General features: G+C 38.8%; 24 protein-coding genes. 19 read left to right on the forward strand and 5 right to left on the reverse strand.

Features of this window, described 5'->3' with window-relative positions; genetic code table 11:
• Nucleotides 1-242, reverse strand: a 242-nt coding sequence (locus B4N75_RS08665) for a hypothetical protein (protein WP_296668859.1), incomplete at its 3' end; no start/stop codon positions are given.
• Between the two features lie 355 nt (nucleotides 243-597).
• Between B4N75_RS08665 and B4N75_RS08670 the strand changes: the two genes are divergently transcribed.
• Both B4N75_RS08670 and B4N75_RS08675 read left to right on the forward strand, forming a co-directional pair.
• Nucleotides 598-1,092 carry a septum formation initiator family protein gene (locus tag B4N75_RS08670; RefSeq protein ID WP_296022768.1) on the forward strand — a complete coding sequence of 165 codons (495 nt, stop codon included), beginning with the start codon at nucleotides 598-600 and terminating at the stop codon, nucleotides 1,090-1,092.
• On the forward strand, nucleotides 1,073-1,666 hold the full coding sequence (locus B4N75_RS08675; protein WP_296668863.1) for an L-threonylcarbamoyladenylate synthase: 594 nt from the start codon (nucleotides 1,073-1,075) through the stop codon (nucleotides 1,664-1,666). The genes B4N75_RS08670 and B4N75_RS08675 overlap by 20 nt, the downstream gene beginning before the upstream one ends.
• Nucleotides 1,667-1,675: 9 nt before the next feature.
• Here the strand turns inward: B4N75_RS08675 and B4N75_RS08680 are convergent, their stop codons facing one another.
• A complete protein-coding gene (locus tag B4N75_RS08680) occupies nucleotides 1,676-2,563 on the reverse strand; it encodes a TP0183 family DNA metabolism protein (protein WP_296668865.1) in 888 nt (295 codons plus the stop codon).
• Between the two features lie 14 nt (nucleotides 2,564-2,577).
• Complete coding sequence (smpB, locus tag B4N75_RS08685; RefSeq protein ID WP_288585298.1) at nucleotides 2,578-3,039, reverse strand: SsrA-binding protein SmpB; 462 nt, start codon at nucleotides 3,037-3,039, stop codon at nucleotides 2,578-2,580.
• Between the two features lie 65 nt (nucleotides 3,040-3,104).
• Between smpB and lepB the strand changes: the two genes are divergently transcribed.
• Nucleotides 3,105-3,794, forward strand: a complete 690-nt coding sequence (lepB, locus tag B4N75_RS08690; RefSeq protein WP_296022771.1) for a signal peptidase I — start codon at nucleotides 3,105-3,107, stop codon at nucleotides 3,792-3,794.
• Nucleotides 3,795-3,810: 16 nt separating this feature from the next.
• Nucleotides 3,811-5,001 (forward strand): radical SAM family heme chaperone HemW, encoded by a 1,191-nt coding sequence (gene hemW, locus B4N75_RS08695; protein ID WP_296707164.1) that lies wholly within the window; start codon nucleotides 3,811-3,813, stop codon nucleotides 4,999-5,001.
• On the opposite strand, the gene B4N75_RS08700 is transcribed toward hemW, so the two are convergent.
• Together B4N75_RS08700 and B4N75_RS08705 are read right to left on the reverse strand one after the other, a co-directional pair.
• A complete protein-coding gene (locus B4N75_RS08700; protein ID WP_296707166.1) occupies nucleotides 4,964-6,013 on the reverse strand; it encodes a sensor histidine kinase in 1,050 nt (349 codons plus the stop codon). The two genes, hemW and B4N75_RS08700, sit on opposite strands and share 38 nt — an antisense overlap.
• On the reverse strand, nucleotides 6,014-6,709 hold the full coding sequence (locus B4N75_RS08705) for a response regulator transcription factor (RefSeq protein WP_296022774.1): 696 nt from the start codon (nucleotides 6,707-6,709) through the stop codon (nucleotides 6,014-6,016).
• Between the two features lie 335 nt (nucleotides 6,710-7,044).
• On the opposite strand from B4N75_RS08705, the gene B4N75_RS08710 reads away from it, so the two are divergent.
• The 15 genes from B4N75_RS08710 to B4N75_RS08780 all read left to right on the forward strand — a co-directional run bounded on the left by B4N75_RS08710 (nucleotide 7,045) and on the right by B4N75_RS08780 (nucleotide 20,858).
• Entirely contained in the window at nucleotides 7,045-7,242 is a 198-nt protein-coding gene (locus tag B4N75_RS08710) for a flagellar FlbD family protein (protein WP_078929865.1), read from the forward strand.
• A gap of 94 nt (nucleotides 7,243-7,336) precedes the next feature.
• The gene (locus B4N75_RS08715) at nucleotides 7,337-8,119 is read left to right on the forward strand and encodes a motility protein A (RefSeq protein WP_296022775.1); all 783 of its coding nucleotides are present in this window, start codon (nucleotides 7,337-7,339) and stop codon (nucleotides 8,117-8,119) included.
• Between the two features lie 7 nt (nucleotides 8,120-8,126).
• On the forward strand, nucleotides 8,127-8,864 hold the full coding sequence (gene motB, locus B4N75_RS08720) for a flagellar motor protein MotB (protein WP_296668871.1): 738 nt from the start codon (nucleotides 8,127-8,129) through the stop codon (nucleotides 8,862-8,864).
• A gap of 124 nt (nucleotides 8,865-8,988) precedes the next feature.
• Nucleotides 8,989-9,549, forward strand: a complete 561-nt coding sequence (locus B4N75_RS08725) for a flagellar basal body-associated FliL family protein (protein WP_296022777.1) — start codon at nucleotides 8,989-8,991, stop codon at nucleotides 9,547-9,549.
• Nucleotides 9,550-9,575: 26 nt separating this feature from the next.
• Entirely contained in the window at nucleotides 9,576-10,610 is a 1,035-nt protein-coding gene (fliM, locus tag B4N75_RS08730) for a flagellar motor switch protein FliM (RefSeq protein WP_296022778.1), read from the forward strand.
• Entirely contained in the window at nucleotides 10,603-11,757 is a 1,155-nt protein-coding gene (fliN, locus tag B4N75_RS08735) for a flagellar motor switch protein FliN (RefSeq protein WP_296668874.1), read from the forward strand. Before fliM ends, fliN begins: the two co-directional genes overlap by 8 nt.
• Before the next feature lie 157 nt (nucleotides 11,758-11,914).
• Entirely contained in the window at nucleotides 11,915-12,562 is a 648-nt protein-coding gene (locus B4N75_RS08740; RefSeq protein WP_296022780.1) for a FliO/MopB family protein, read from the forward strand.
• Between the two features lie 55 nt (nucleotides 12,563-12,617).
• A complete protein-coding gene (fliP, locus tag B4N75_RS08745) occupies nucleotides 12,618-13,478 on the forward strand; it encodes a flagellar type III secretion system pore protein FliP (protein ID WP_296707169.1) in 861 nt (286 codons plus the stop codon).
• 21 nt (nucleotides 13,479-13,499) lie between these two features.
• A complete protein-coding gene (gene fliQ, locus B4N75_RS08750) occupies nucleotides 13,500-13,769 on the forward strand; it encodes a flagellar biosynthesis protein FliQ (RefSeq protein ID WP_296022782.1) in 270 nt (89 codons plus the stop codon).
• Nucleotides 13,770-13,784: 15 nt separating this feature from the next.
• Nucleotides 13,785-14,603: a flagellar biosynthetic protein FliR gene (gene fliR / locus B4N75_RS08755; RefSeq protein WP_296022783.1), complete on the forward strand. Its 819-nt coding sequence runs from the start codon at nucleotides 13,785-13,787 to the stop codon at nucleotides 14,601-14,603.
• Nucleotides 14,600-15,697 (forward strand): EscU/YscU/HrcU family type III secretion system export apparatus switch protein, encoded by a 1,098-nt coding sequence (locus tag B4N75_RS08760; RefSeq protein WP_296707171.1) that lies wholly within the window; start codon nucleotides 14,600-14,602, stop codon nucleotides 15,695-15,697. Before fliR ends, B4N75_RS08760 begins: the two co-directional genes overlap by 4 nt.
• Before the next feature lie 21 nt (nucleotides 15,698-15,718).
• Entirely contained in the window at nucleotides 15,719-17,851 is a 2,133-nt protein-coding gene (locus B4N75_RS08765; protein ID WP_296707173.1) for a flagellar biosynthesis protein FlhA, read from the forward strand.
• Nucleotides 17,844-19,049 carry a hypothetical protein gene (locus B4N75_RS08770; protein WP_296022786.1) on the forward strand — a complete coding sequence of 402 codons (1,206 nt, stop codon included), beginning with the start codon at nucleotides 17,844-17,846 and terminating at the stop codon, nucleotides 19,047-19,049. The genes B4N75_RS08765 and B4N75_RS08770 overlap by 8 nt, the downstream gene beginning before the upstream one ends.
• A gap of 2 nt (nucleotides 19,050-19,051) precedes the next feature.
• Entirely contained in the window at nucleotides 19,052-19,933 is an 882-nt protein-coding gene (locus B4N75_RS08775) for a MinD/ParA family protein (RefSeq protein WP_296668882.1), read from the forward strand.
• A 103-nt stretch (nucleotides 19,934-20,036) separates the two neighbouring features.
• Nucleotides 20,037-20,858, forward strand: coding sequence for a hypothetical protein (locus tag B4N75_RS08780; RefSeq protein WP_296668884.1), 822 nt, complete (start codon nucleotides 20,037-20,039; stop codon nucleotides 20,856-20,858).
• The last annotated feature ends 16 nt before the right edge of the window (nucleotides 20,859-20,874 follow it).

Consider the following 20,874-nt stretch of genomic DNA (forward strand, 5'->3'; position numbering starts at 1 on the left):
TTGTTTTCTGTTTCAAGCCCAGCCAAATCCTCAGCCGAAAGCGCATCGTCAGAATTGTCCGAAGCTGAAAAATCTGAAGGCTCATCAATTACATCTAAATCAGAAAAATCTGGCAAATCCGTGTCAAAATTAAAAACGTCGTCTGAATTAACAGAAGTCTCAGAGGAATCCACTGTCTTTGGAGGGGTTTTTACCCAAACGCCGTAACTGTCAAGTTCATTTGTTTCTTTTGAATCGCTCATAAAATTCCCCTTGCAAAAAGTTTTATCAAAGAAAATATCGGCATAACCGCTCAAAATCTTCATCTTAAAAACTTAAAAAATAAGACTTATAAATCAATATTTTAACAGAATTTTTTTTCAAAGTCTATTTTTGAAAGTTTAAAAATTACTTAAAACTTTTTTTAGTTTGGACCGCATCGCCTGTCTATCCGGCCAGCCGGGGTTCGCTAGGCGCTCATTGCCTTTCGGCAACGGCACTGCCGCCCCTTTTGTCCGGGGTAGGTTTTTCTCAAAAATTTTTGTTTTCCGCTTTTAAATTTCAAAAAATAAAAAAATCCCGTTATAAAAATCAAAAAATCAGCCGATATTCTAGATTATGAAAAGGTTTAGGATTTTGTCAGCGGCTTTAACAGGAACTTTTGTCTATGTTTTTATTTCTGTTTTTGCAGGAAGAGACGGTCTTTTGGCAGAAAGACAGCAGCGGGAGCAAAAAAGAATCCTTGCAGTCCGGACAGAATCAATCCAAAAAACAAATAATTCTCTCAAGCTTGAATGTACGGCTTTGCAAAACGACAAAGAAGTAATCGAAGGTCTTGCAAAAAAACTCGGTTATGTTTCTGACGGCGACAAAATCGTTAAGATAAACGGTCTTCCTTTTGAACAGGAAAAGATATATGATGCAGGTACGCCTATAAAAGCCCGTGAGCCTGAATATCTTCCTGAATGGGTCGGAAAAGTTCTTGGAATTGCAGCCTTTTTGACGGTCTGCCTGTATTCACTTTATCAAGATATAAAATCTGGACTTTTTAAGCGAAGAAAAAATCCTGTCTTTATGGAGGGCATTCCTGTTTATGATTTGCCGCAAGTCTGATTCGGAATCTATTTTTATTGCCGCTGATTACATTCGCCGCGGAAAAATCGTCATTCTTCCAACCGACACGGTCTACGGTTTTTCTGGAATTGTTGACGGAAGACATTATTCTTACCACACAGAGCAAAAAATCTCAGAAATAAAGGGAAGGGAAGAAGGAAAAAGGTGCATCCAGCTTCTTTCAAAACCAGAGGACTTAAAAAAATATACTCGCGATCTTGTTCCTGATGAGCTGCTTTCTTTTTGGCCCGGTCCGCTTACGATAATCGTTCATACTTTTGAACAAGACGGAAATTTTGCAACAACTGCATTCCGCTGTCCTGGCGACGAATGGCTCAGAAAATTGATTGCAGAATGCGGCGCGCCAATTTATTCAACTAGTGTAAATAAAAGCGGTTCTGCTCCTTTAAATAATCTTTGCGAAATAAAAAAAGAGTTTGGTTCTGCTGTTGACTTGATTATTGATGACGGAGACAAAACTTCAGGTGTTCCTTCTACAATAGTGGCTTTGGAAGAAGACGGAACAGTCCAGCTTGTACGGCAGGGGCAGATAAAACTTGACTGCGCGGTTTAAAAGAAAATTTTATTTTTTGTGCCAGGTTACGTTTTGATTTCCGGCTTTTACTTTTTCGGCCTTTGAATCGTCTCTTAAAAGAGTTGTCTTTGTGCCGGAAAGCGCATTTTCATCATTCATTGTAAAATTCCACTCGATTGGAGAAGCGTTCGGTGCAACAGAAAGCGCAATTTCGCGCGGAAGTTCTGGATAAAAAGAGGCGTTTGGTTTTCCGATTTGCCGGATTTTTATGATGCTTCCGTGTTCAGAATTTTCTTCTGCCGAAACAGAAATGTTCATAGTTGCGCCGTTTTTAAAGATTATAAAACCGCGTCCGCCCCGCAAAATAACGATTTTGTCTGTAAAAGGCTCTCCGCTCCATATTCCAGAAAGTTTTTCAATGTTAAAGCTTTTTTGCGCGAAAGCTGAATTTTTTGAAGAAGCCGACAAAGATTCATTCTCGGAATTTCTCATTTTTATTTTGTCTAAAAGTTCGTGAATCGTGTCTTTTGAGTTTGTCAGCATTTTGTAGTATGAATCATAATTTTTGCTTTTCTGGTAAGTTGTTCCGCCTGAAGAATCTGGAATCCCTGCAAAAAAAATGCAGTTCCAAAAAACTGCTGATTCGTCTTTTTTGTCTTCGGTTATTTCTGCGTAAAAAGCAATTTTTGGCGCATGAGTCGAAGATGTGTCCGGAATTGAACTTAAGACAGTTCCTGGATTCTGCCTTTTGTCATGGACAGAAACTCCGTCGATTGCATTTAGCTGCGTAAAGAAAAAATCCTGGGCCATTTTCAGCATGTTTGAATCTGCCGACGATGAAATGACACCGTAATAATCGAGCTGGAGCGGGGCTGCAAAAACTGATTGCATTACGGTGAGAAATACTGCTGTAAAAATTGCAGATAACTTTTTCAAATAAAATCCCCGTTTTACAGGTTTGAATTTCTAAATTCTCTCTGTAAATCTCTGTTCACATCGCGCTCTTTAATTGAAGCCCGCTTGTCAAACTGCTTTTTACCTTTGCAAACGCCAAGCGTAAGTTTTACGCGTCCATTTTTTAAATAAAAATCCAATGGAATCAAAGTAAAACCTTTTTCATCAACTTTGCGCTGGATCCGCTTTAACTCTTCCTTGTGGACGAGCAGTTTTTTTACTCTGTCTGGATTATGGTTAAAAATGGACGAATATTTGTATTCTGAAATATGAAAATTTCGCATCCATAACTCACCATTTTGAATTTCGGCAAAAGAATCGTTGAATGAAACATTTCCTTCTTTTACAGACTTGACTTCTGTTCCTTCGAGGACAATTCCGCATTCGTATTTTTCTTCGACAAAATAGTCAAAACGGGCTTTTTTATTTTGTGCAATAATTTTTACGTTTTCAGACATAGAAGTAATTATATTCTTAATGGGTTTACCTTGCAACCTGCCATAAAAAGATGTATGTTTTATTTATGTTTCGAGATATTTATTCAGTTTCCTACAGGATGAAAAGGGAGCTTTATCACCGTGTTTTTTTAATTCTTCTTTCTGTTTTTGTCTGCTTTGCAAGCATAAATTTAATCCGGCTTGCGCTTTTTTATCCAGTTCTTTCAAAATCTGATTCTATGTCGCCAGGTATTGCCTCTGATTGCGTTGTTCAAATTGCTCCTCTTTTGCGGAATCCTGAACGCGGTCAGGTTATGCTTGTAAGTCCAAAAGATGAGCCTGTTCATTCTTTTTTTGAAAAATCTGTTGACTTTGTCTGCCGCTTTTTTACGGTCCAGCAGTATTCTCCTTTTGCTAAAAACGAACTGTCGCCGTCTTTCCGGCGCGTTGTCGGTCTTCCGGGAGATACGATTTATATTTCAAACCATCTTGTCTACATAAAACCCGAAGGCCAGTCCCAGTTTCTTACGGAATTTGAACTTACAAAGATAAAATACACTCTCTCTGTTCCGGAAATTTCCGCAAAAACTGACAGCAGAATCGGCACTGTAGGAAATATGGAACAATTCATCTTAAAAGAAAACGAATATTTTGTTCTTGCGGACAACCGTCTTGAATCTTCTGATTCCAGGCTTTGGGGACCTGTAAGTTCGGCTTCTTTCAAGGGCAGGGCGCTTTTTATTTATTTTCCTTTTTCAAAAATGAAGCTTTTTTAGTTTTAAGGAAATTTAAATGGAGATTTCCCTTTATGTTCACGTTCCTTTTTGCAGGCAGAAGTGCGATTACTGCGATTTTTTCAGTATTCCTTCAAATTGCGCTTCCTGTATTTGTCCAGATGAGGAATATGTCCGTTCAGTTTTAACTGAAATTCGTTTTTATGTAAAAAAATACTCAGTTTCACGCTGGAAAACTGTCTATATTGGAGGCGGAACTCCGAGCCAGCTTGGAGCAAAACTTCTTTTTGAACTTGTCTCTGGCATAAAAAATGCTGTTTCCGGCAAGACGGCAGATGAATTTACCGTTGAGATGAACCCTGAAGATTTGACAGAGGATATTTTGGATTCTGCGCAAAATGCCGGCGTGGACAGAATTTCAATAGGCGTTCAGGCTCTCGACCAAAAGGCCTTGGACAGCATAAACAGGCATTGCTCGCTTAAAACTGCAATTTCTGCGTTTGAACTTCTTCAAAAAAAATGGAAAAAAAAGCTTTCTGTCGATTTTATAGCAGGTCTTCCTGGACAGACTTACAGTTCTTTTAAAAAACAGTTTGAGATGGTTTTTTACTGCAAAAACATCGAGCATATTTCACTTTATTCGCTTACTTTGGAAGAAAATACTCCGCTTTATAAAAAAATCGAGTCTGGAAAAATAAAATGGAGCCAGCAAAAAACAGACAGAATGTGGATTTTGGGCAGAAAAATTTTAAAAGAAAATGGATTTATTCCGTACGAAGTAAGCAATTTTGCAAGAACAGGAGCAGAAAGTCGTCACAACAAAGTTTACTGGCATCTTGAGAATTATATTGGCTGTGGAAGCGGCGCGTGCGGCAGTGTTTACGGCGATGTTTCAGAACGCTGGACGAATACCTGTTCTATTAAAAATTATGAAAATTTCTGGCTTAACTTTAATTCTGAATCAGAAATTCCGGAATCGATACGGCAAGTTGAAAAAATCGATTTACAGACCCAGGAATTTGAATGGCTTATGATGGGATTTAGACTTTTGGAAGGCGTATGTTCAGAAGAATTTAAAAAACGCTTTGGAAAAAGCCTTGAAGAGAGAATCGGCGTAAAAGACGGACTTTTTTTTGAATGGTCTAAAAAACATCTTGCCCGCAGTTACAAAAAAGACGGCAAAACTTTTTATGCTCTTAACGAACGCGGACTTATGCTTTTGAATTTGTTTTTGGAATCGTTATTGTAAAATTTGTTCCGACTCCAACCTGCGATTTTACGTCGATTTTCCAGCCGTGAGAATCGATTATGTTTTTTACGACCGAAAGTCCGATTCCGTAGCCAGGTTCGTTTCGGCTGTTTGAAGCCCGGTAAAAAATATCAAAAATGAACTGGATGTCCTTTTCGTTTATTCCGATGCCTGTATCTTCTATAGAAATTTTAATTTCGCTTTCTGTTTCGTTTGCCTTGATTATTATTACATTTTTGTCTTTTGTATAGCGTTGGGCATTTGAATAAAGATTGTCTAAGGCTCTTAAAACTAGTTCTTTGTTGAGCATAATTTGCGTGTCCGGCGAAACCTGGATCTCTGTTTTTACATTTCTGTTAAAAATTGTTCCAGAATTTTTGCAGGATTCTGCAAATTCCTGGAGCAATGGAAGAATCGGCTGCAATGTAAGATTATTTTTCTGTTCCGCCGTCTCAAGTTTGACAAAATTTATCAGCGAATTGAGCATAGCTTCGAGCTGGTTTGTTTTGTTTAGAATTATATTTACGGATTTTGCAATTTCTTCCTTGCCGCTTACAACTCCGTCGTCGATTGCTTCAAGATAACCTTTTATGACTGCGACGGGTGTGCGCAGGTCATGGCTCATTCCCATTATAAAACGTTTTCTTCTTTCTTCGTTTTCAAGAAGGCTTATGCGCATTTTGTCGAGATTCCCGATTAAATCAGTAATCTCGTTTTCTCCGCGGTGATTTTTCCGTCTTTCCAGTGGTTTTGATACTTGTCCGTCCGCAAGTCTTTTTGTAGAACGCTGAAGAAAAGTTATTGACCTTGAAATTGTATTTGAAATATGCAGTGTAAAAATTATGCAGGCAAGTTCAATCACCGAGGCAACAAGAAAAGAAATCCTTATGATTTTTTCAAAAGAAATTCCTTCGACTGCAAGTTGTCTGTTGATTGGAATTATTGCGAAGGCAACTAGCGGAATAAGTACAACAAGAAGAAGAAAAATCTGTAGCTGCCGTTTTATTTTCATTTAAACTGTGCCTTTTTCGAATTTGTAGCCCATGCCAAATACTGTTTTTATATATTTTGGCGAAGATGGATCTTCTTCAATCTTTTTTCTTAAGCGCTGAACATATACAGCAACGGCTGTAATATCTCCGTACTGAGCCTTCCATACTTCTCTGTAGATTTTTTCTGGTCCCAAAACTTCATTTTCGTGAGAAATTAAGAATTCGAGAACTTCATATTCTTTTGTAGAGAGAGGAATTTTTTCCGGACCTTTTTTTAGTACGCAGCTGTTAAGCAGAACAGTGTACGGGCCAAATTCGTAAGAAGCTTCTGCTGCTGCGGTAACTTTTGCCTGCCGGCGAAGAATTGCTTCGACTCTTGCTGTAAGAACTTTTGGTGAATACGGCTTTGTAACAAATTCGTCTGCGCCGTTTCCAAGACCTTTTATAATATCTTCGTCTGCATCGCGGGCAGAGACTATAATTACTGGAAGAGATGAATTGTATTCATCGCGGAATTTTTTCAGGAAGTCAAAACCGCTCATTCCCGGAAGATTTAAATCCAAAATGATTAAGTCTGGCATTTGTTTATCAATGTATTCAAGCGCTTCTTCTGCGCTGCCAACGGATTCAACTGTCATTCCTGATTTTTTCAGATACATAGAGGCAAGTTCTGCCATTTCTGGAACGTCTTCAACAACAAGAATTTTAGAATTCATTTTATATTCCCGTAAAAAGTCAAGATTAAAACTTGAGTTTTAACCTTGACTTTTTAAGTTGTTTCGCAACGAAGTGAGAAACAACCGATGATAAGAAAGCTTGCAACGCAAACTTTTAAAGATAAAAATAGGCACCATTTTAGGCTGTTCTTATCTTACTTCCTTATTTTTCTTTTTATTTAAATTATCACAAACAAAAAAAAAAGCAAGTTTTTTTATAACAGTTCGTTAAATTTTTTGAATTATTTTAGAATTTGTTATAAAATATATTGTTCAGGTCGGCATAATTTATGTTTCTACTTGACGATAAGTAAATTAGAAGTAAAAATAAGAAGATGATTTCGGTTACGCGTTTAGATGGGAATATATACTGGATAAATCCTCATATGATAGAAAGTATGGAAAAAACTCCCGACCTTACCATCACTTTTTTGTCTGGCAAGAAAGTCGTGGTAAAAGATTCGCCTGAAGAATTGATTCAGCGGATTGTGGATTACAGACGGCGGCTTGGAATCTCTGCTCAGGAAATATAGAATATTCTGAGCTGCCTCTGAAAAATGAATTTTAGAGGTTTCCCTACATAAAAATAATAAAGAAGTCTGTTGGGTTTGCGGGAGGAAACTTTTTATGGATATTGCGTCGCTTATTGCCATTGTTGGCGGTATAGGTGTAATCTTTTTAGGTGTTCTTACATCAGGTGGTTCAATCGGCGGTATTATTGATATTCCTTCGGTTTTTGTAACTGTCGGCGGTTCTTTTTTCTCCCTGTTTCTTTGTGATTCACTAAAAAATGTTCTTGGAATGTTCAAGGTAATGGGGCGCTGTTTTAAGACTTTTGATTATGGTGAAAAAAATCTGATTCAAAATATGGTTGCTCTCTCAGAAAAGGCGCGTCGTGAAGGTATCCTTGCACTTGAAGAAGGACTTGATGATTTGGACGATGCGTTCTTAAAATCCGGCCTTAGAATGGTTGTAGACGGTACGGACGGAAATGTTATTCGCACGATTTTGGAAAACGAAATGAATCAGATGGAAGCGCGGCACATGGTTGGTATTAACCTTATAACCCAGTGGGCTGGTTTTGGTCCTGGTTTTGGTATGCTTGGTACCGTAATCGGACTTATTGGTATGCTTAACAATCTTGAAGATAAATCTTCTCTTGGTCCGAACATGGCCGTAGCTTTGGTAACTACACTCTACGGTTCTATGCTTGCAAACTGGCTTTTTGGTCCAATGGCTCAAAAGCTTATCTCGCAGAACAGCGCGGAGCTTCGTTCACGCGAAATGGTTTTGGAAGGGGTTCTTTCGATTCAGGCTGGAGATAACCCTCGCATTCTTGCAATGAAACTCTTAACTTATTTGGATCCAAAAACTCGGAAGGTTATTGAGGCTGACGTTCTGAAGGATTAGGTTGAAAATGGCTAGAAAAAGTAATGAACCACAGAAACCTTCAACCGCCTGGCAGGGCACTTACGGAGACATGATTACTCTCATGCTCTGCTTTTTCGTTATGCTTTATGATCCTTCCGAAGTAGACACGACAACTCTTTCTCAGATTCAGGCATCGCTTGCAATTCAGGAAGAGTCAATGGAAAATCCAACGACGACTGGCGGAATGTCTCTTACTGCAGGTCGTCTTGCAGATTTGGGAAATACAGTAAACAGCCTTCCTTCTGTTGAAAAGGGAAAATCGCTTGGTCTTGCCAAGAAAAAGGCCATTTCTCTTTTTGCGCCGGAGATTCACTCTGCAAAAATAACAATTTCCTCGGATGAACGAGGGCTTGTAATAACGTTGGCTTCCGATTCTTTTTTTGAAGAAGGAAGCGCCGAGCTCAACATCGAAGAAACCCGCGAAATTCTTTTAAAACTCTCGAAATTTTTTCAGGAACCTGAACTTCAGAAACGCCGCTTTAGAATTGAGGGACATACAGACAGCAATCCTGTCTCAAACGAAAAATACCCGTCTAACTGGGAACTTTCTGCCGCGCGCGCATTGAATACTCTGCACTATCTTTCGGATTTTGGAGTGGATGAAAGCAAATTTTCAATTGCAGGCTATGCCGATACTAGACCTGTATTTTCAAACGATACAAGGGAAGGGCAGGCTTACAACCGCCGTGTTGATATAATAATTCTTGATGAAGGGCATTTTTAACTTTTTAGGCGCAAAATAAAGGGTAAAATACTTTATTCTATATCCTTAAGTTGTGCTGGAAAAAATCCGATATTAAAAAAAAACAATGAAAGCACGCAGAGTGTTTTCTTAACTGGAGTAATTTATGGCTGATGATAATGATTTGGATATTAACGATGATGCTGGCGGTTCAGACGACCTTTCATCAGCATCTTCAAAAAAGAAGGGGATGGGCGGTCTTTTCCCTGTCCTTTTAAAATGGGTTGCAATCGGTTTGGTTGCGGTTATTTTAATTGTGACTGTAGTTGTAATTACAATGAAAGTTGTCGGCGGAAATCAATCGCAGGCCGCACTTGTTCCTGTCGCAGAAGAATACAGTTCAACTAAAGAAATTCTTGACTGGTACAATTCTCTTGGCGTAACAAGAACGAAGACGAGCGATGTAAACCCTTCGTCTGTAATTGTAGAAGTTGTATTGGGTTACAAAAAGGACGATAAGGCGACATCAACAGAAATTACGCAGAGAACAGTTGAATTAAAAGATTTTTTGCGGCGCTATTTTACACAGAAATCCGCAGACGAATTAAGACCACAGAATGAGGAAGAGCTTAGAATTGAAATTCGCAATGCGATTAACGATTCAATTTTAAGCAGTTCAAAAATAAAAGATGTGCGCTTTATGCAGCTGGATGTTATTCAGCAGTAAAAGCGGATTATAAAGGTGGAACAGGCATGAACGAAGTTCTGTCACAAGATGAAATTGACCAACTCCTGCAGGCAATAAGTTCTGGTGAAAGCGAAAACACTGACTTTAAACCTGTAAATGACACGCGCAAAATAAAAATATACGATTTTAAACGTCCGGATAAGTTCTCTAAGGAGCAGATCCGAACGGTTTCGATTATGCACGAAACTTTTGCACGTCTTACAACAACATCTCTTTCTGCGCAGCTTCGTTCGCTGGTTCATGTTCATGTCGCGTCGGTTGACCAGCTGACTTACGAAGAATTTATCCGTTCTATTCCAACTCCGACAACTTTGGCTGTAATCAATATGGATCCTTTAAAGGGAAATGCGGTTTTGGAAATTGATCCGGCGATTACTTTCAGTATGATTGACCGTCTTTTTGGCGGTACAGGACAGGGAGCAAAAGTTAGCCGCGATTTGACGGATATTGAACAGTCGGTAATGGAAGGGATCATCGTGAGAATTCTTGCAAATATGCGCGAAGCCTGGACTCAGGTAATTGACTTGCGTCCTCGTCTTGGACAGATTGAAACAAACCCTCAGTTTGCGCAGATTGTTCCTCCGTCAGAAATGGTCGTTCTTGTAACTTTGGAAACAAAGGTTGGCGAAGAGGAAGGAATGATGAACTTCTGTATTCCTTATCTTACTATCGAGCCTATTATTTCAAAACTTTCTTCGCAGTTCTGGTTTAGTTCTGTGCGAAGAAGTTCTACAACGCAGTATCTTGGAACGTTAAAAGAAAAGCTTTCTGACGTTGATATGGATGTTGTTGCAGAAATTGGAACAATAAATATGCCGATTCGTGATGTTCTTGCGTTGCGAGTTGGAGATGTCGTGCGGCTTTCAACTGTTCGCGTCGGTGATCCGCTTTCGCTTAGTGTCGGCAATAAGAAAAAATTTTATTGTCAGCCGGGTGTTGTCGGTAAAAAAATGGCTGTTCAGATAATTGGAAAAATTGATGACAGCGAAAATGAAGATTTTGAAGAATTATCCGTAGAAGGAGATGAATCATATGAGTGATGGTGCTATTTCTCAAGACGAAATTGATGCATTGCTGTCAGGCGTGGACATGGGTGGAATTACAGGAGGGAACTCATCTTCTGTAAACATTGATACTTCTGTCCTTGAAAAGTTTGCTGACGGTATAAAAGACGAATTAAAAACTAAACTCAACTCAATGACAGGCAGTGAATTTTCTGTTGGAACGCCATCGGTAGAGATTCTTGAGCGTGACCAGTTGCTTGCGAAACTTCCAGAAATGGTTGTTGCTGTAATGGCCGATTTTTCAACTGCCTTAAAGGGTGACCATCTTTTTATTCTTTCTACAGAATTTGCCCAAAAGTTGACAAGCTTAATCAATAAGGAAGAGCAGGCTGAACTTGATGATATGGCTCTTTCTGTTATTTCTGAAATTGTTTCAAATCATTCTGGTACTGAAATTACCGAACTGAGCAAAGACGGAAAACTTCCTGGGCTTGCTGCAAATCCTCCAGAAGCTGTTAATGTTCCAAAGGCAATGGTTCGGATTCCTCAGGGAAAATTTTGTCTTTTTACATATACTTATTCTGTTGATTCTCAAAATTACGTTCTTTGGGAAGCGATTTCCAGCAGTGTTGCAGAAGAGATGGTAAAGGCGCTTGGTGGTGGAACTGCTGCAAATGTTGACAATGCCGCAGTTTCTTCAGCCCAGAATACTCAAAATATGGGCATGGGAATGCAGCAGCCAATGGGCGCTATGCCTAATATGGGAATGGGTATGGGAATGCAGCAGCCAATGGGTGCAATGCCTAATATGGGCATGGGTATGGGAATGCAGCAGCCAATGGGACAAGTTGCCGGAATGAACACGCCGAATGTTCAGTCAATCCAGTTTCCGAATTTAATGGGCGGAGCCGCTTCTACTGAACAGGGAAATATCGGTCTTATCATGGATGTATTCATGGAAATGACCGTAGAACTTGGACGCACTAAAAAGCAGATAAAAGAAATTTTGGGGATGGGCGAAGGTACGATTATCGAGCTTGATAAACTTGCCGGTGAACCTGTTGATATTCTTGTAAACCATAAACCGATTGCAAAAGGCGAAGTTGTTGTAATCGATGAAAACTTTGGTGTGCGCGTAACAGAAATTCTCTCTCCAATGGAAAGAGTTTCGGATATTCGCTAAAATTGAGGGGCTGACTAAAAAGCCCCTTTTTTTAATCTGAAATTGCCTAAAAGCTGCAATTTAGGGATTTTACTTTTTGATTTTACTTTTTACAGTTTTGTTTTGGGATAAAGGGGATTATCCTGTATAGACAAAACTATTTAAAATGGGTGGAAAAATGAAAAAATCAATTATCTTTACTGCATTTTTTGCAGTCATTCTTTTTTTTGCGGGAAGTTTAAAAACTTTTGCGCAGGATAATTCTCAGGCTCAAAACACTCAGCAGACTCAGAATTTCAGCATAAATACAGATCCTTCTCAAATTCAGCTTAATTTGTCATCTTCTCAGCAGCAAAATGAAAGACAGCCCGGCTCAGGCTCAACATTGTGGCTTTTTATAAAAATGATTTTTGCTCTGGCGGTTGTCGTTGGAATCGCTTGGGGAATTTTTCATTTCCTTAAAAAAGGCATAAAAACAGAAAATGATAACGATCCTTTTTTGCGAAAAGTAAGCCATTTGACATTAAGCCCTGGAAAATCAGTTCAGGTAATAACTTTGCAGGACAATGCATTTTTAATCGGTGTAAGCGATGAAAAAATCAGCCTGATTGGAAAAATCGAGGACAAGGAACTTATTAATGCTATGAATCTTTATGCCGACAAAAACGAAAAGGTTTCAAAGCCACGCTCGTTCCGCGAAATTCTTGATATTTTTATGCCTGGCTCAAGCAAAGAACCTGAAAGCAGTATTTACGAAAATTCTTCGTCAAATTCTGCGGATGAGCTAAAAAAGCAGATGGAAAAATTTAATTCAGAAAATTCTTAATATATTTTTAAATTTATATAAAAAAGTAATAATGTAAGTGATAAGTGGAAAATTTATGAAAAACGCATTGCTGTATTTTAGAAAAAAATGGCTTTTTAAACTTTGTTTTTTGGGACTTCTTCTTTCGTTTTGTACTTTGCCGGTTGCTTCCCAGTCTTCTCAAAACAGGGATTTTCCGTCCGGTTCTGCACAGGGAACTACGCAGATGAATCAGTCTGTGCGCGGGCTTACTTTTCCAAATATCGACATAAACATCACTCAGCCGCGTACTGGAACTCAGATGGCTTTTAACCTTCAGCTTTTGCTCCTGCTTACGATTCTTTCGCTTGCTCCGAGCATTTTGATTCTGATGACATGTTTTTTGAGATTTTCAATTGTCCTTGATTTTATAAAGCGCGCTCTTTCGCTTCAGCAGGTTCCGCCGACTTCTGTTTTGAATGGAATTGCGCTTTTTATGACGCTTTTTGTAATGTGGCCTGTTTTCCAGAAGGTTTATACATCTTCTTTTAGGCCTTTGAGCGACGGCCAGCTGACAATTGAGCAGGCCTACCGCGAAGCAGAAAAACCGCTTAAAAATTTTATGTATTCGCAGATGTTTAACGATACTTCGTATATCCAGACATTTATGGGAATGGCAAAGCTTGATGCTCCAAAAACACTTGACGATGTTCCAATGTATGTTCTTGTTCCGTCTTATATTCTGCATGAGCTTACAGTCGCCTTCAAAATAGGAATTATTCTTTATATTCCGTTTATTGTAATCGACATGGTGGTTGCAAGTATTCTTATGAGTATGGGTATGATGATGTTGCCTCCTGTCCAGATTTCAATGCCTTTTAAGCTTATGCTTTTTGTTCTTGTCGACGGCTGGGGACTTTTGACTCAGCAGCTTTTTGTTTCTGTTTTGCAGCATTGATTTTGTTAACAGGAGTTGAAAATGAGTATTGGATTTTTAGTAGGTCTTGTTCGGAATGCGGTCTATCAGGTTTTTATTATGACATCTCCGATTTTGGGAGCGGCTCTTGTCATCGGTCTTATCGTTGCAATTTTTCAGGCTACGACATCGATTCAGGAACAGACTTTGACTTTCCTTCCTAAAATGCTTGTAATTCTTGCAATGCTCGCTCTTCTTGGTGGCTGGATGTTTGCTTCTTTGCGCGGATATACTTTAAATCTTTTTGATATGATTCCAAAATTGGCGCAATAAACGGAAAAATAAAATATGCTTGAGCAGATTGTGTGGCAGGCACCGTTTTTTTTACTTGTGGCAGTCAGGTGTTTTGCCTTGATTATGACAATGCCTCTCTTTTCTATGCGGACAATTTCTCGTGTTGCAAAGATTGCTCTGACTGGATATATGGCGTATTTAATTTTTCCTCATATTGATACAAAAGATTATCTTCCGTACATTGCAGAAAATGCCTCTTTTTCGATTGATTATATACTGATCCTTGTTGGAGAAGCTCTGATTGGCATAATTACTGGATTTTTTGTGAGCATAATTTTCAGCGCTTTTAGCGCGGCTGGACAGTTTTTTGCCTTTCAGATGGGATTTTCTGCTTCTGAAGTTTACGATGCCTTGAGTCAGGTTGAAAATCCCCTTATGGGCCAGTTTTTTAATTTAATAGCAATGCTGATTTTTTTGCAGGGGCATTGGGCGCAGATTCTTTTTGGAAAAGGCCTTGCCGCGAGTTTTGAAACGATGAATGCCATGAACATCGTAATGGCGGCTGGAAGGCAGGAGATAATTACCTTTTTGCTTTCGTCGCTCACAAGACTTTTTGCCTGCGCTTTTGTAATTGCTTTGCCGATTATGGGAATTCTTCTTCTTGTTTCTATTACGACAGGAATTTTAGGAAAAGCTGCTCCTCAGATGAACCTTCTTTCCGAAGGTTTTCCTGTTTTAATTTTGCTTTCGTTTTTTATAATTATGAGCCTTATGGGCAGTCTGTGTGATTATTTTATTTCGTCTTTTGCCAGCGGATTTTCTGTTTTGGAATCGCTTTTTGCGTTTTTTAGAGGTTCTGGAGGCCAGCAATGAGTTTTGATGAAATTGACCTTCAGTGGTTTGCCGCAGAAGATGAAGGCCGTACAGAGGATGCAACAGAAACTCGCTTAAGGCGTGAGCGTGAAGAAGGCCGTGTTGCAAAAAGCCAGGAGCTTACTAGCGCAATTGTAATGATTATGTGCGTTGTCGCGCTGATTGTTGCGGCTCCTCATTATCTGAGAATGTGCGAGCAAATTCTTGTTTATTATTTTACAAAATGCGCGAACGCTAAGATTGAATCTTTGCAGTTTTTTGTATTTTTTTTAGTGAATTTTGCAAAAATGGTTCTTCCTCTTGCTTTTTGCGGAGTTATTGCAGGAATTGCCGGAAACCTTATCCAAAACCGTGGTTTTATTTTTTCGCTAAAGCCTATTGAATTTAAGTTTTCAAACATAGTTCCGCGAATCGGCCAGTATTTAAAAAAAACTGTCTTTTCGCTTACAGGCGCAATGAATATCGTAAAATCTCTTGTAAAGATTACCGCTGTAATTATAACGGCTGTTGTCGTTATAAGAATGAATGTGGCTGATATTCTTGCACTTTTAAATACTAGTTCTATAAGAATGGCTTCTGGACTTATCGGAAAATGCGCGGCTCAGATTCTTGCTTTCTGCTCGATAATTTTTCTTGCAATTTCGATTCCTGATTATTTTATGCAAAAACGTGAATTTTTGGAACGTTTAAAAATGACAAAGCAGGAAGTAAAGCAGGAATTTAAAGAAGAGGAAGGAGATCCGGAAGTTAAAGGAAAACTTCAGCAGGCCCAGCGTGAACTTTTGACCAGAAATCTGCCGAAGGCGGTCGCGGAAAGCGATGTCGTAATTACAAACCCGACTCATTATTCAGTCGCTTTAAAATATGATGCTGCAAAAACAGATCGCCCGATTGTCAATGCAAAAGGTGCGGATTTAACTGCAAAAAGAATACGCGATTTGGCTGACGAAAACGGAATTCCAAGGGTTGAAAACGTTCCTTTGGCGCGCGCACTCTATTCAAATGTTGAAGTTGGTGATATAATTCCTGATACATATATAAAAGCGATTTCAATCGTTTATGCACAGATAAATTATCTCAATAGGAAAAAGTAGCAAGTCAACCAGGGGTGGGGAGTGGCTAACCGTTTAAGCAATTTTTTTAAACAGACAAAAATTTCAAATTCTTTTATCGCATTTGCCGGCGTTCTCATCGTTTTTATGCTGTTAATGCCTGTAAGCGGAGCGGTTCTCGATTTTTTGATGATTGTAAACATTGCGATTTCCATAATCATCTTTCTTGTCGTTTTGTATACCCCGAAGTCTTCAAGATTGTCGTCTTTTCCTCGTGTCGTTCTTTTTGTGACAGTTTTTGGTCTTGCACTCAATGTCTGTTCAACCCGTTATATTCTCACTCACGGATATGTCGGCTTTAAATCTTTTGACGGAGCGATGATAAAATCTTTCGCAAACGTTGTGGCAAAAGGTCAGCCGGTTATCGGGTTTATAATATTTTTAATCATCATCATTATTCAGGTTGTTGTAATTACAAAGGGCGCCGGGCGTGTTTCTGAAGTTCAGGCTCGTTTTGCCCTGGATTCCATGAACTCAAAAATGTTTGCTGTTGATTCTGAATTGAATTCCGGTTCAATTACGGATGAACAGGCAAGACAGAAAAAAGCGGATATTCAGCGTGAATGCGACTTTTATTCTGCAATGGACGGTTCTTCAAAGTTTGTAAGCGGAAACGTAAAGGCTGGAATTTTTATTACGCTGATAAACCTGGTTGGCGGTGTTCTTTATGCAATGATAAAACAGGGGATGGATTTTAGTTCAGCTATTGCAACTTTTCCCCAGCTTACTATTGGCGACGGTCTTTTGAGCCAGCTTCCGTCTCTTTTGATTTCTGTTGCGACTGGTATTCTTGTAACCGGTGGTAATTCTGACGAAGTTTTAGGCGAAGAAATTAAAAAGCAGTTTAATATAAGCAGTTCTGTCTATATGATTTCAGGCGGAATTCTTGCTGTAATGGCTATTATTTTTCACACAACGCCTCTTCTTGTCGTTATTCTTATCGGTATGGGCGCCTTGCTTATCTTTTTTGGCTATAAAATGCAAAAGCAGGAAAAGCTTTCTTTTGCAAAAAAACTGGAGGAAGAAGCGGCTAAAAAAGCAGGCTCTCAATCTTCTCAAAAATCTGAAGAGCTTAGTCCGGTTGTTCCTCTCGATCCTCTTTGTCTTGAGCTGGGAGTCGCCTTGCTTGATTTGGTTAATAAAGAAAAAGGAGCAGAGCTTCTTGAGAGAATTACGAGAATCCGCCGCGAAGCCGCAATTGACCTTGGTCTCGTAGTTCCTAGAATAAGAATCATCGATAACCTTACGCTCGATCCACAGGAATACAGTTTTAAAATCCGCGGGATTGAAGCTGGCCGGGGAAAATTAAAGATCGGATACTACATGTGCCTTAATACTGGTTCTGTAATCGAAGAAATTAAAGGCGAACCTACAAAAGATCCAACTTTTGGAATACCGGCAATATGGATTGGTGAAGATCGCCGTCTGGAAGCCGAAAGAAACGGTTATTCGGTAATCGATCCTCCTATGATAATTGCAACTCACATGACTGAGATTATCCGCTCTCATGCTGCAGAAATATTGGGAAGACAGGAAGTAAGCGCGATAATTGCAAAAATAAAAGAAACTAATCCTGTTGTAGTTGAAGAAGTTATGGATACATATAAGTATACTTATGGCGAGATCGAAAAAATTCTTCAGGGGCTTCTTCGGGAACGGGTATCTATTCGCAATATTGTTTCAATTTTGGAAACGCTTGCAAACTACGGAAACATGCCGCACAATCCGTTTTTTTTGATTGGAAAAGTTCGTGAGGCGCTTGGACTTCAGATTTGTCTTCAGTATGTAGATCCTAATGATGAGCAGAAAAAGCTCAGCGTCATTCAATTGAGCCAGGGATGGGCACAAAAAATTATAGAGCATATAGTTTCGCAGAATGACGGTTCTGCGCCTGTAGTTGCGTTTGATCCGGTTGATTCAAGAAATTTCAAAAATGCGGTCAGTTCAAATATAATACCTTTACGGGACAGAAATATTTTGCCTATAATTCTTGCGCCAACTCCCGATGTCAGACAGTTTGTTTATCAACTGATTGAAAGAGATTTTCCGGGAACCGTAGTAGTTCTTTCTGTAGACGAAGTTCTTGCGGCTGGAAATTCAGTAAATCTTGAAATTTTGGGAGAAATAAGTGAATAGCAGTGAATACACACCGACGACTTTGACAATGACTGGAAAATCTGTCGATGAAATAAGAAATAGTCTTTGGCAGGAATACGGAAACAACTATCGGATTATTGACCAGCAGACAGTCCTTCAGGGCGGATTCCTTGGCTTTTTTCAGAAAAGCCGCATAAAAGTTTCTTTTGTCGTAAAAGACAGGGGACATTCTGAGCAGGAGGATTTTTCGGCGGCAAAAGAAAGCATTATAAAAAATTCAAAAGTTGATTATTCAAAACTTGTTGTAAAGCAATATAACGAGCTTACAGACATGATGGCACAGATGAATAGTCAGATTGAAGATTTGAAAATCACTTCTGTCGAAAAAAAACATCCGTCAATCGTAAAGATTGAAAAACTTCTCGAGGACAATGAATTTACTCATGCATTTATAAATATGATTTCTTCTAAGTTAAAAAATGAATCGACTCTTGAAGATTTAAATGATTTTGAGCAAATTCAGGAAAAAGTAGTCGGCTGGATCGGTCAGTCGATAAAAGTTGCTCCAGAAGTTTATTACAAAATTCCTCATATAATTGTCCTTATCGGACCGACTGGTCTTGGAAAAACAACGACAATCAGCAAAATGGCGGCAAAACTTATTCTTGATGCAAAAAAGAAAGGCGAGCCATTGCCTAACGTGCGCCTTATTACGATTGACCATACTCGTGTTGGTGCAGAAGCGCAACTCCGCAAATTTGGGGAACTTATGCATGTTCGCGTTGACAAGGCGGAGTCTCCTGTTGATTTAAATGATATAATTCAAGAATGTAAGGACAGCGCGGACTATATTTTTATTGATACTTCAGGATTTAGCCCGAACGACTACGACAATATTGCAAAAATGAGAAATATTTTAAATCTTCAGGGATTTTCTCTGGATACTTATCTGGTTGTTGCGGCTTCGACAAAGGCGCGGGATTTAAAGAAAACAATTGAAAATTTTTCACTTTTTAATTTCAATTCAGTTATAATCACAAAATGTGACGAAACGACTTCTTATGGAAATGTCCTGAGCGTTTTGTACGAACTAAACAAGACTATTTCTTATATAACAGACGGACAAAAAGTTCCAAATGACATAAAAAAAGCTTCTGTCAGAGAGTTTTTATACAGACTTTCAGATTTTACGGTTAGTAAAGTTTATATTGATGACATGTTTCCGGAGGATGAATAATTATGGAAGACCAGGCTGAAGAATTGCGTGAATTGATGGGAAACACGCTTTCATCAACACAGAAAAAAAATGAGGCATCATCTCACAAAACCCGAATTATTGCCATTACAAGCGGAAAAGGCGGTGTTGGAAAAACAAATATGGCGGTCAATATGGCGATTGCTTATGCCCAGCTTGGAAAGAAGGTTATCCTTATTGACGGTGACCTTGGAATGGCAAATGTAAACGTTCTTTTGAATGTTGTTCCTCAGTATAACCTTATGCAGGTTATAAACCGTCAGAAGACAATGTCGGAAATAATTCTCGATACGGAAGTTGGAATTAAATTTATTGCCGGAGCAAACGGTTTTTCAAAAATTGCAAATCTTTCTGTTGAAGAGCTTGACTATTTTGCAAAGCAATTTGCTCAGCTTGGAAATGCGGATATCATCATAATCGATACTGGAGCTGGAATCGCTAACAACGTTTTGCAGTTTGTTGCCGCGGCAGACGAAGTTTATGTTGTCACAACTCCTGAACCTACGGCAATCACAGACGCTTACGGAATGATAAAAATTATCACTACGGAACTTGGCGAAAGAAATATAAATATAAAGCTTTTGGTAAATAGAGTCCACTCTGCAGAAGAAGGTAAGAAAATTTCTGACAGAATAATTACAATTGTCGGACAGTTTTTAAATTACAAGGTTGATTACATAGGCTTTGTTTATGATGATTCTGTTGTTTCTGCGTCTGTAATCCGCCAAAAACCGTTTATGATTATAAATCCAACTTCAAAACCGGCTCAGTGCATAAAACATATTGTTGGCCGCATTGAAAAAACTGATCTTGGTACAAGCGACGGCGTATCGAGTTTTCTTAAGAAATTTCTCAGAAAAAAATAAAGCCGGTAATTTGATGAAAAAAAATGCTTACAAAAATTAACAAAAAGTTTAAAAACTTGACCTTGTGCAAATTTTGTCTTAATCTTTTATAAGGGAGGAAGTAATGATGAACAAAAAAATCATCGGTTTTGCAGCCGTTTGCGGTTTTGTTTTGTCATTTCTTACTGGAATGATTGCAAAAAATCCAGTTCTGGCTATTTTGCTTAGGTCGCTGATTTTTGCAGCTGTTTTTTCGGTTCTTTCATTTTCAATTTCCTTCCTTTTTTCCAAATTTTTGGCAAATGATTCAAAGGGCGTCTCTCTTGAAACTGATTCTTCTCAAAATTCGCCGCAGTCCAAGCAACAGAAATCCGGTGACAATGTAAATATCGTTATTACGGATGACGGGCTTGAAGATGATGAATCCAGTCCAAAATTTTTTGTAGAAAATAACCGCCCTGGTCTTTCAGGAAAAGATTCAAAAAATTTTCAGACGGAAGAGAAATCTTTGACAGAAGAAAAGTCTTCTTCGGAAACAAAAAATTCTGTTTCCGGAACAAAAAAAGAAGGCGAAAGTAAAAAGGCCGAATTTATTTCTGCCGGACGTGAAAATCTCGGAAAAGCCAATTCTGATTTGCAAAATTCATCGGAAAACTCAATTTTAAAAAAAGATGTTCCTTCTAATGCAGGCGATTCTGAAAATAAGATAAACGCATTTGCCGATGGCTCTTCGATTGAAAATATTGATGAATTGCCGGAAATTGAGGATTTGTCAGATGACGTGAAAAATAATTCATCTGGTGATATAATAAATGACAGTGATTTTGCTTCTTCTGGCGGAAACGGTTTTGCCGGAGCTGTTTTTTCTGGCGGAACAGAAAGCGTTTCACAAAATGCAGATGTAATGGCGCAGGCTGTTCGGACTCTGCTTGAAAAAGATAAATAAATAGAAAAAGAGACAG

The organism is Treponema sp. UBA7570 (genome assembly GCA_002477955.1).
Taxonomy (GTDB): Bacteria; Spirochaetota; Spirochaetia; order Treponematales; family Treponemataceae; genus Treponema_D.

Excerpts from the sequence above, each read along its gene's own strand:
- B4N75_RS08670 (WP_296022768.1), top strand. The coding sequence starts at position 598 with ATGAAAAGGTTTAGGATTTTGTCAGCGGCTTTAACAGGAACTTTTGTC.
- B4N75_RS08675 (WP_296668863.1), top strand. The coding sequence starts at position 1,073 with ATGATTTGCCGCAAGTCTGATTCGGAATCTATTTTTATTGCCGCTGAT.
- smpB (WP_288585298.1), bottom strand. The coding sequence starts at position 3,039 with ATGTCTGAAAACGTAAAAATTATTGCACAAAATAAAAAAGCCCGTTTT.
- lepB (WP_296022771.1), top strand. The coding sequence starts at position 3,105 with ATGTTTCGAGATATTTATTCAGTTTCCTACAGGATGAAAAGGGAGCTT.
- hemW (WP_296707164.1), top strand. The coding sequence starts at position 3,811 with ATGGAGATTTCCCTTTATGTTCACGTTCCTTTTTGCAGGCAGAAGTGC.
- B4N75_RS08700 (WP_296707166.1), bottom strand. The coding sequence starts at position 6,013 with ATGAAAATAAAACGGCAGCTACAGATTTTTCTTCTTCTTGTTGTACTT.
- B4N75_RS08705 (WP_296022774.1), bottom strand. The coding sequence starts at position 6,709 with ATGAATTCTAAAATTCTTGTTGTTGAAGACGTTCCAGAAATGGCAGAA.
- B4N75_RS08710 (WP_078929865.1), top strand. The coding sequence starts at position 7,045 with ATGATTTCGGTTACGCGTTTAGATGGGAATATATACTGGATAAATCCT.
- B4N75_RS08715 (WP_296022775.1), top strand. The coding sequence starts at position 7,337 with ATGGATATTGCGTCGCTTATTGCCATTGTTGGCGGTATAGGTGTAATC.
- motB (WP_296668871.1), top strand. The coding sequence starts at position 8,127 with ATGGCTAGAAAAAGTAATGAACCACAGAAACCTTCAACCGCCTGGCAG.
- B4N75_RS08725 (WP_296022777.1), top strand. The coding sequence starts at position 8,989 with ATGGCTGATGATAATGATTTGGATATTAACGATGATGCTGGCGGTTCA.
- fliM (WP_296022778.1), top strand. The coding sequence starts at position 9,576 with ATGAACGAAGTTCTGTCACAAGATGAAATTGACCAACTCCTGCAGGCA.
- fliN (WP_296668874.1), top strand. The coding sequence starts at position 10,603 with ATGAGTGATGGTGCTATTTCTCAAGACGAAATTGATGCATTGCTGTCA.
- B4N75_RS08740 (WP_296022780.1), top strand. The coding sequence starts at position 11,915 with ATGAAAAAATCAATTATCTTTACTGCATTTTTTGCAGTCATTCTTTTT.
- fliP (WP_296707169.1), top strand. The coding sequence starts at position 12,618 with ATGAAAAACGCATTGCTGTATTTTAGAAAAAAATGGCTTTTTAAACTT.
- fliQ (WP_296022782.1), top strand. The coding sequence starts at position 13,500 with ATGAGTATTGGATTTTTAGTAGGTCTTGTTCGGAATGCGGTCTATCAG.
- fliR (WP_296022783.1), top strand. The coding sequence starts at position 13,785 with ATGCTTGAGCAGATTGTGTGGCAGGCACCGTTTTTTTTACTTGTGGCA.
- B4N75_RS08760 (WP_296707171.1), top strand. The coding sequence starts at position 14,600 with ATGAGTTTTGATGAAATTGACCTTCAGTGGTTTGCCGCAGAAGATGAA.
- B4N75_RS08775 (WP_296668882.1), top strand. The coding sequence starts at position 19,052 with ATGGAAGACCAGGCTGAAGAATTGCGTGAATTGATGGGAAACACGCTT.
- B4N75_RS08780 (WP_296668884.1), top strand. The coding sequence starts at position 20,037 with ATGATGAACAAAAAAATCATCGGTTTTGCAGCCGTTTGCGGTTTTGTT.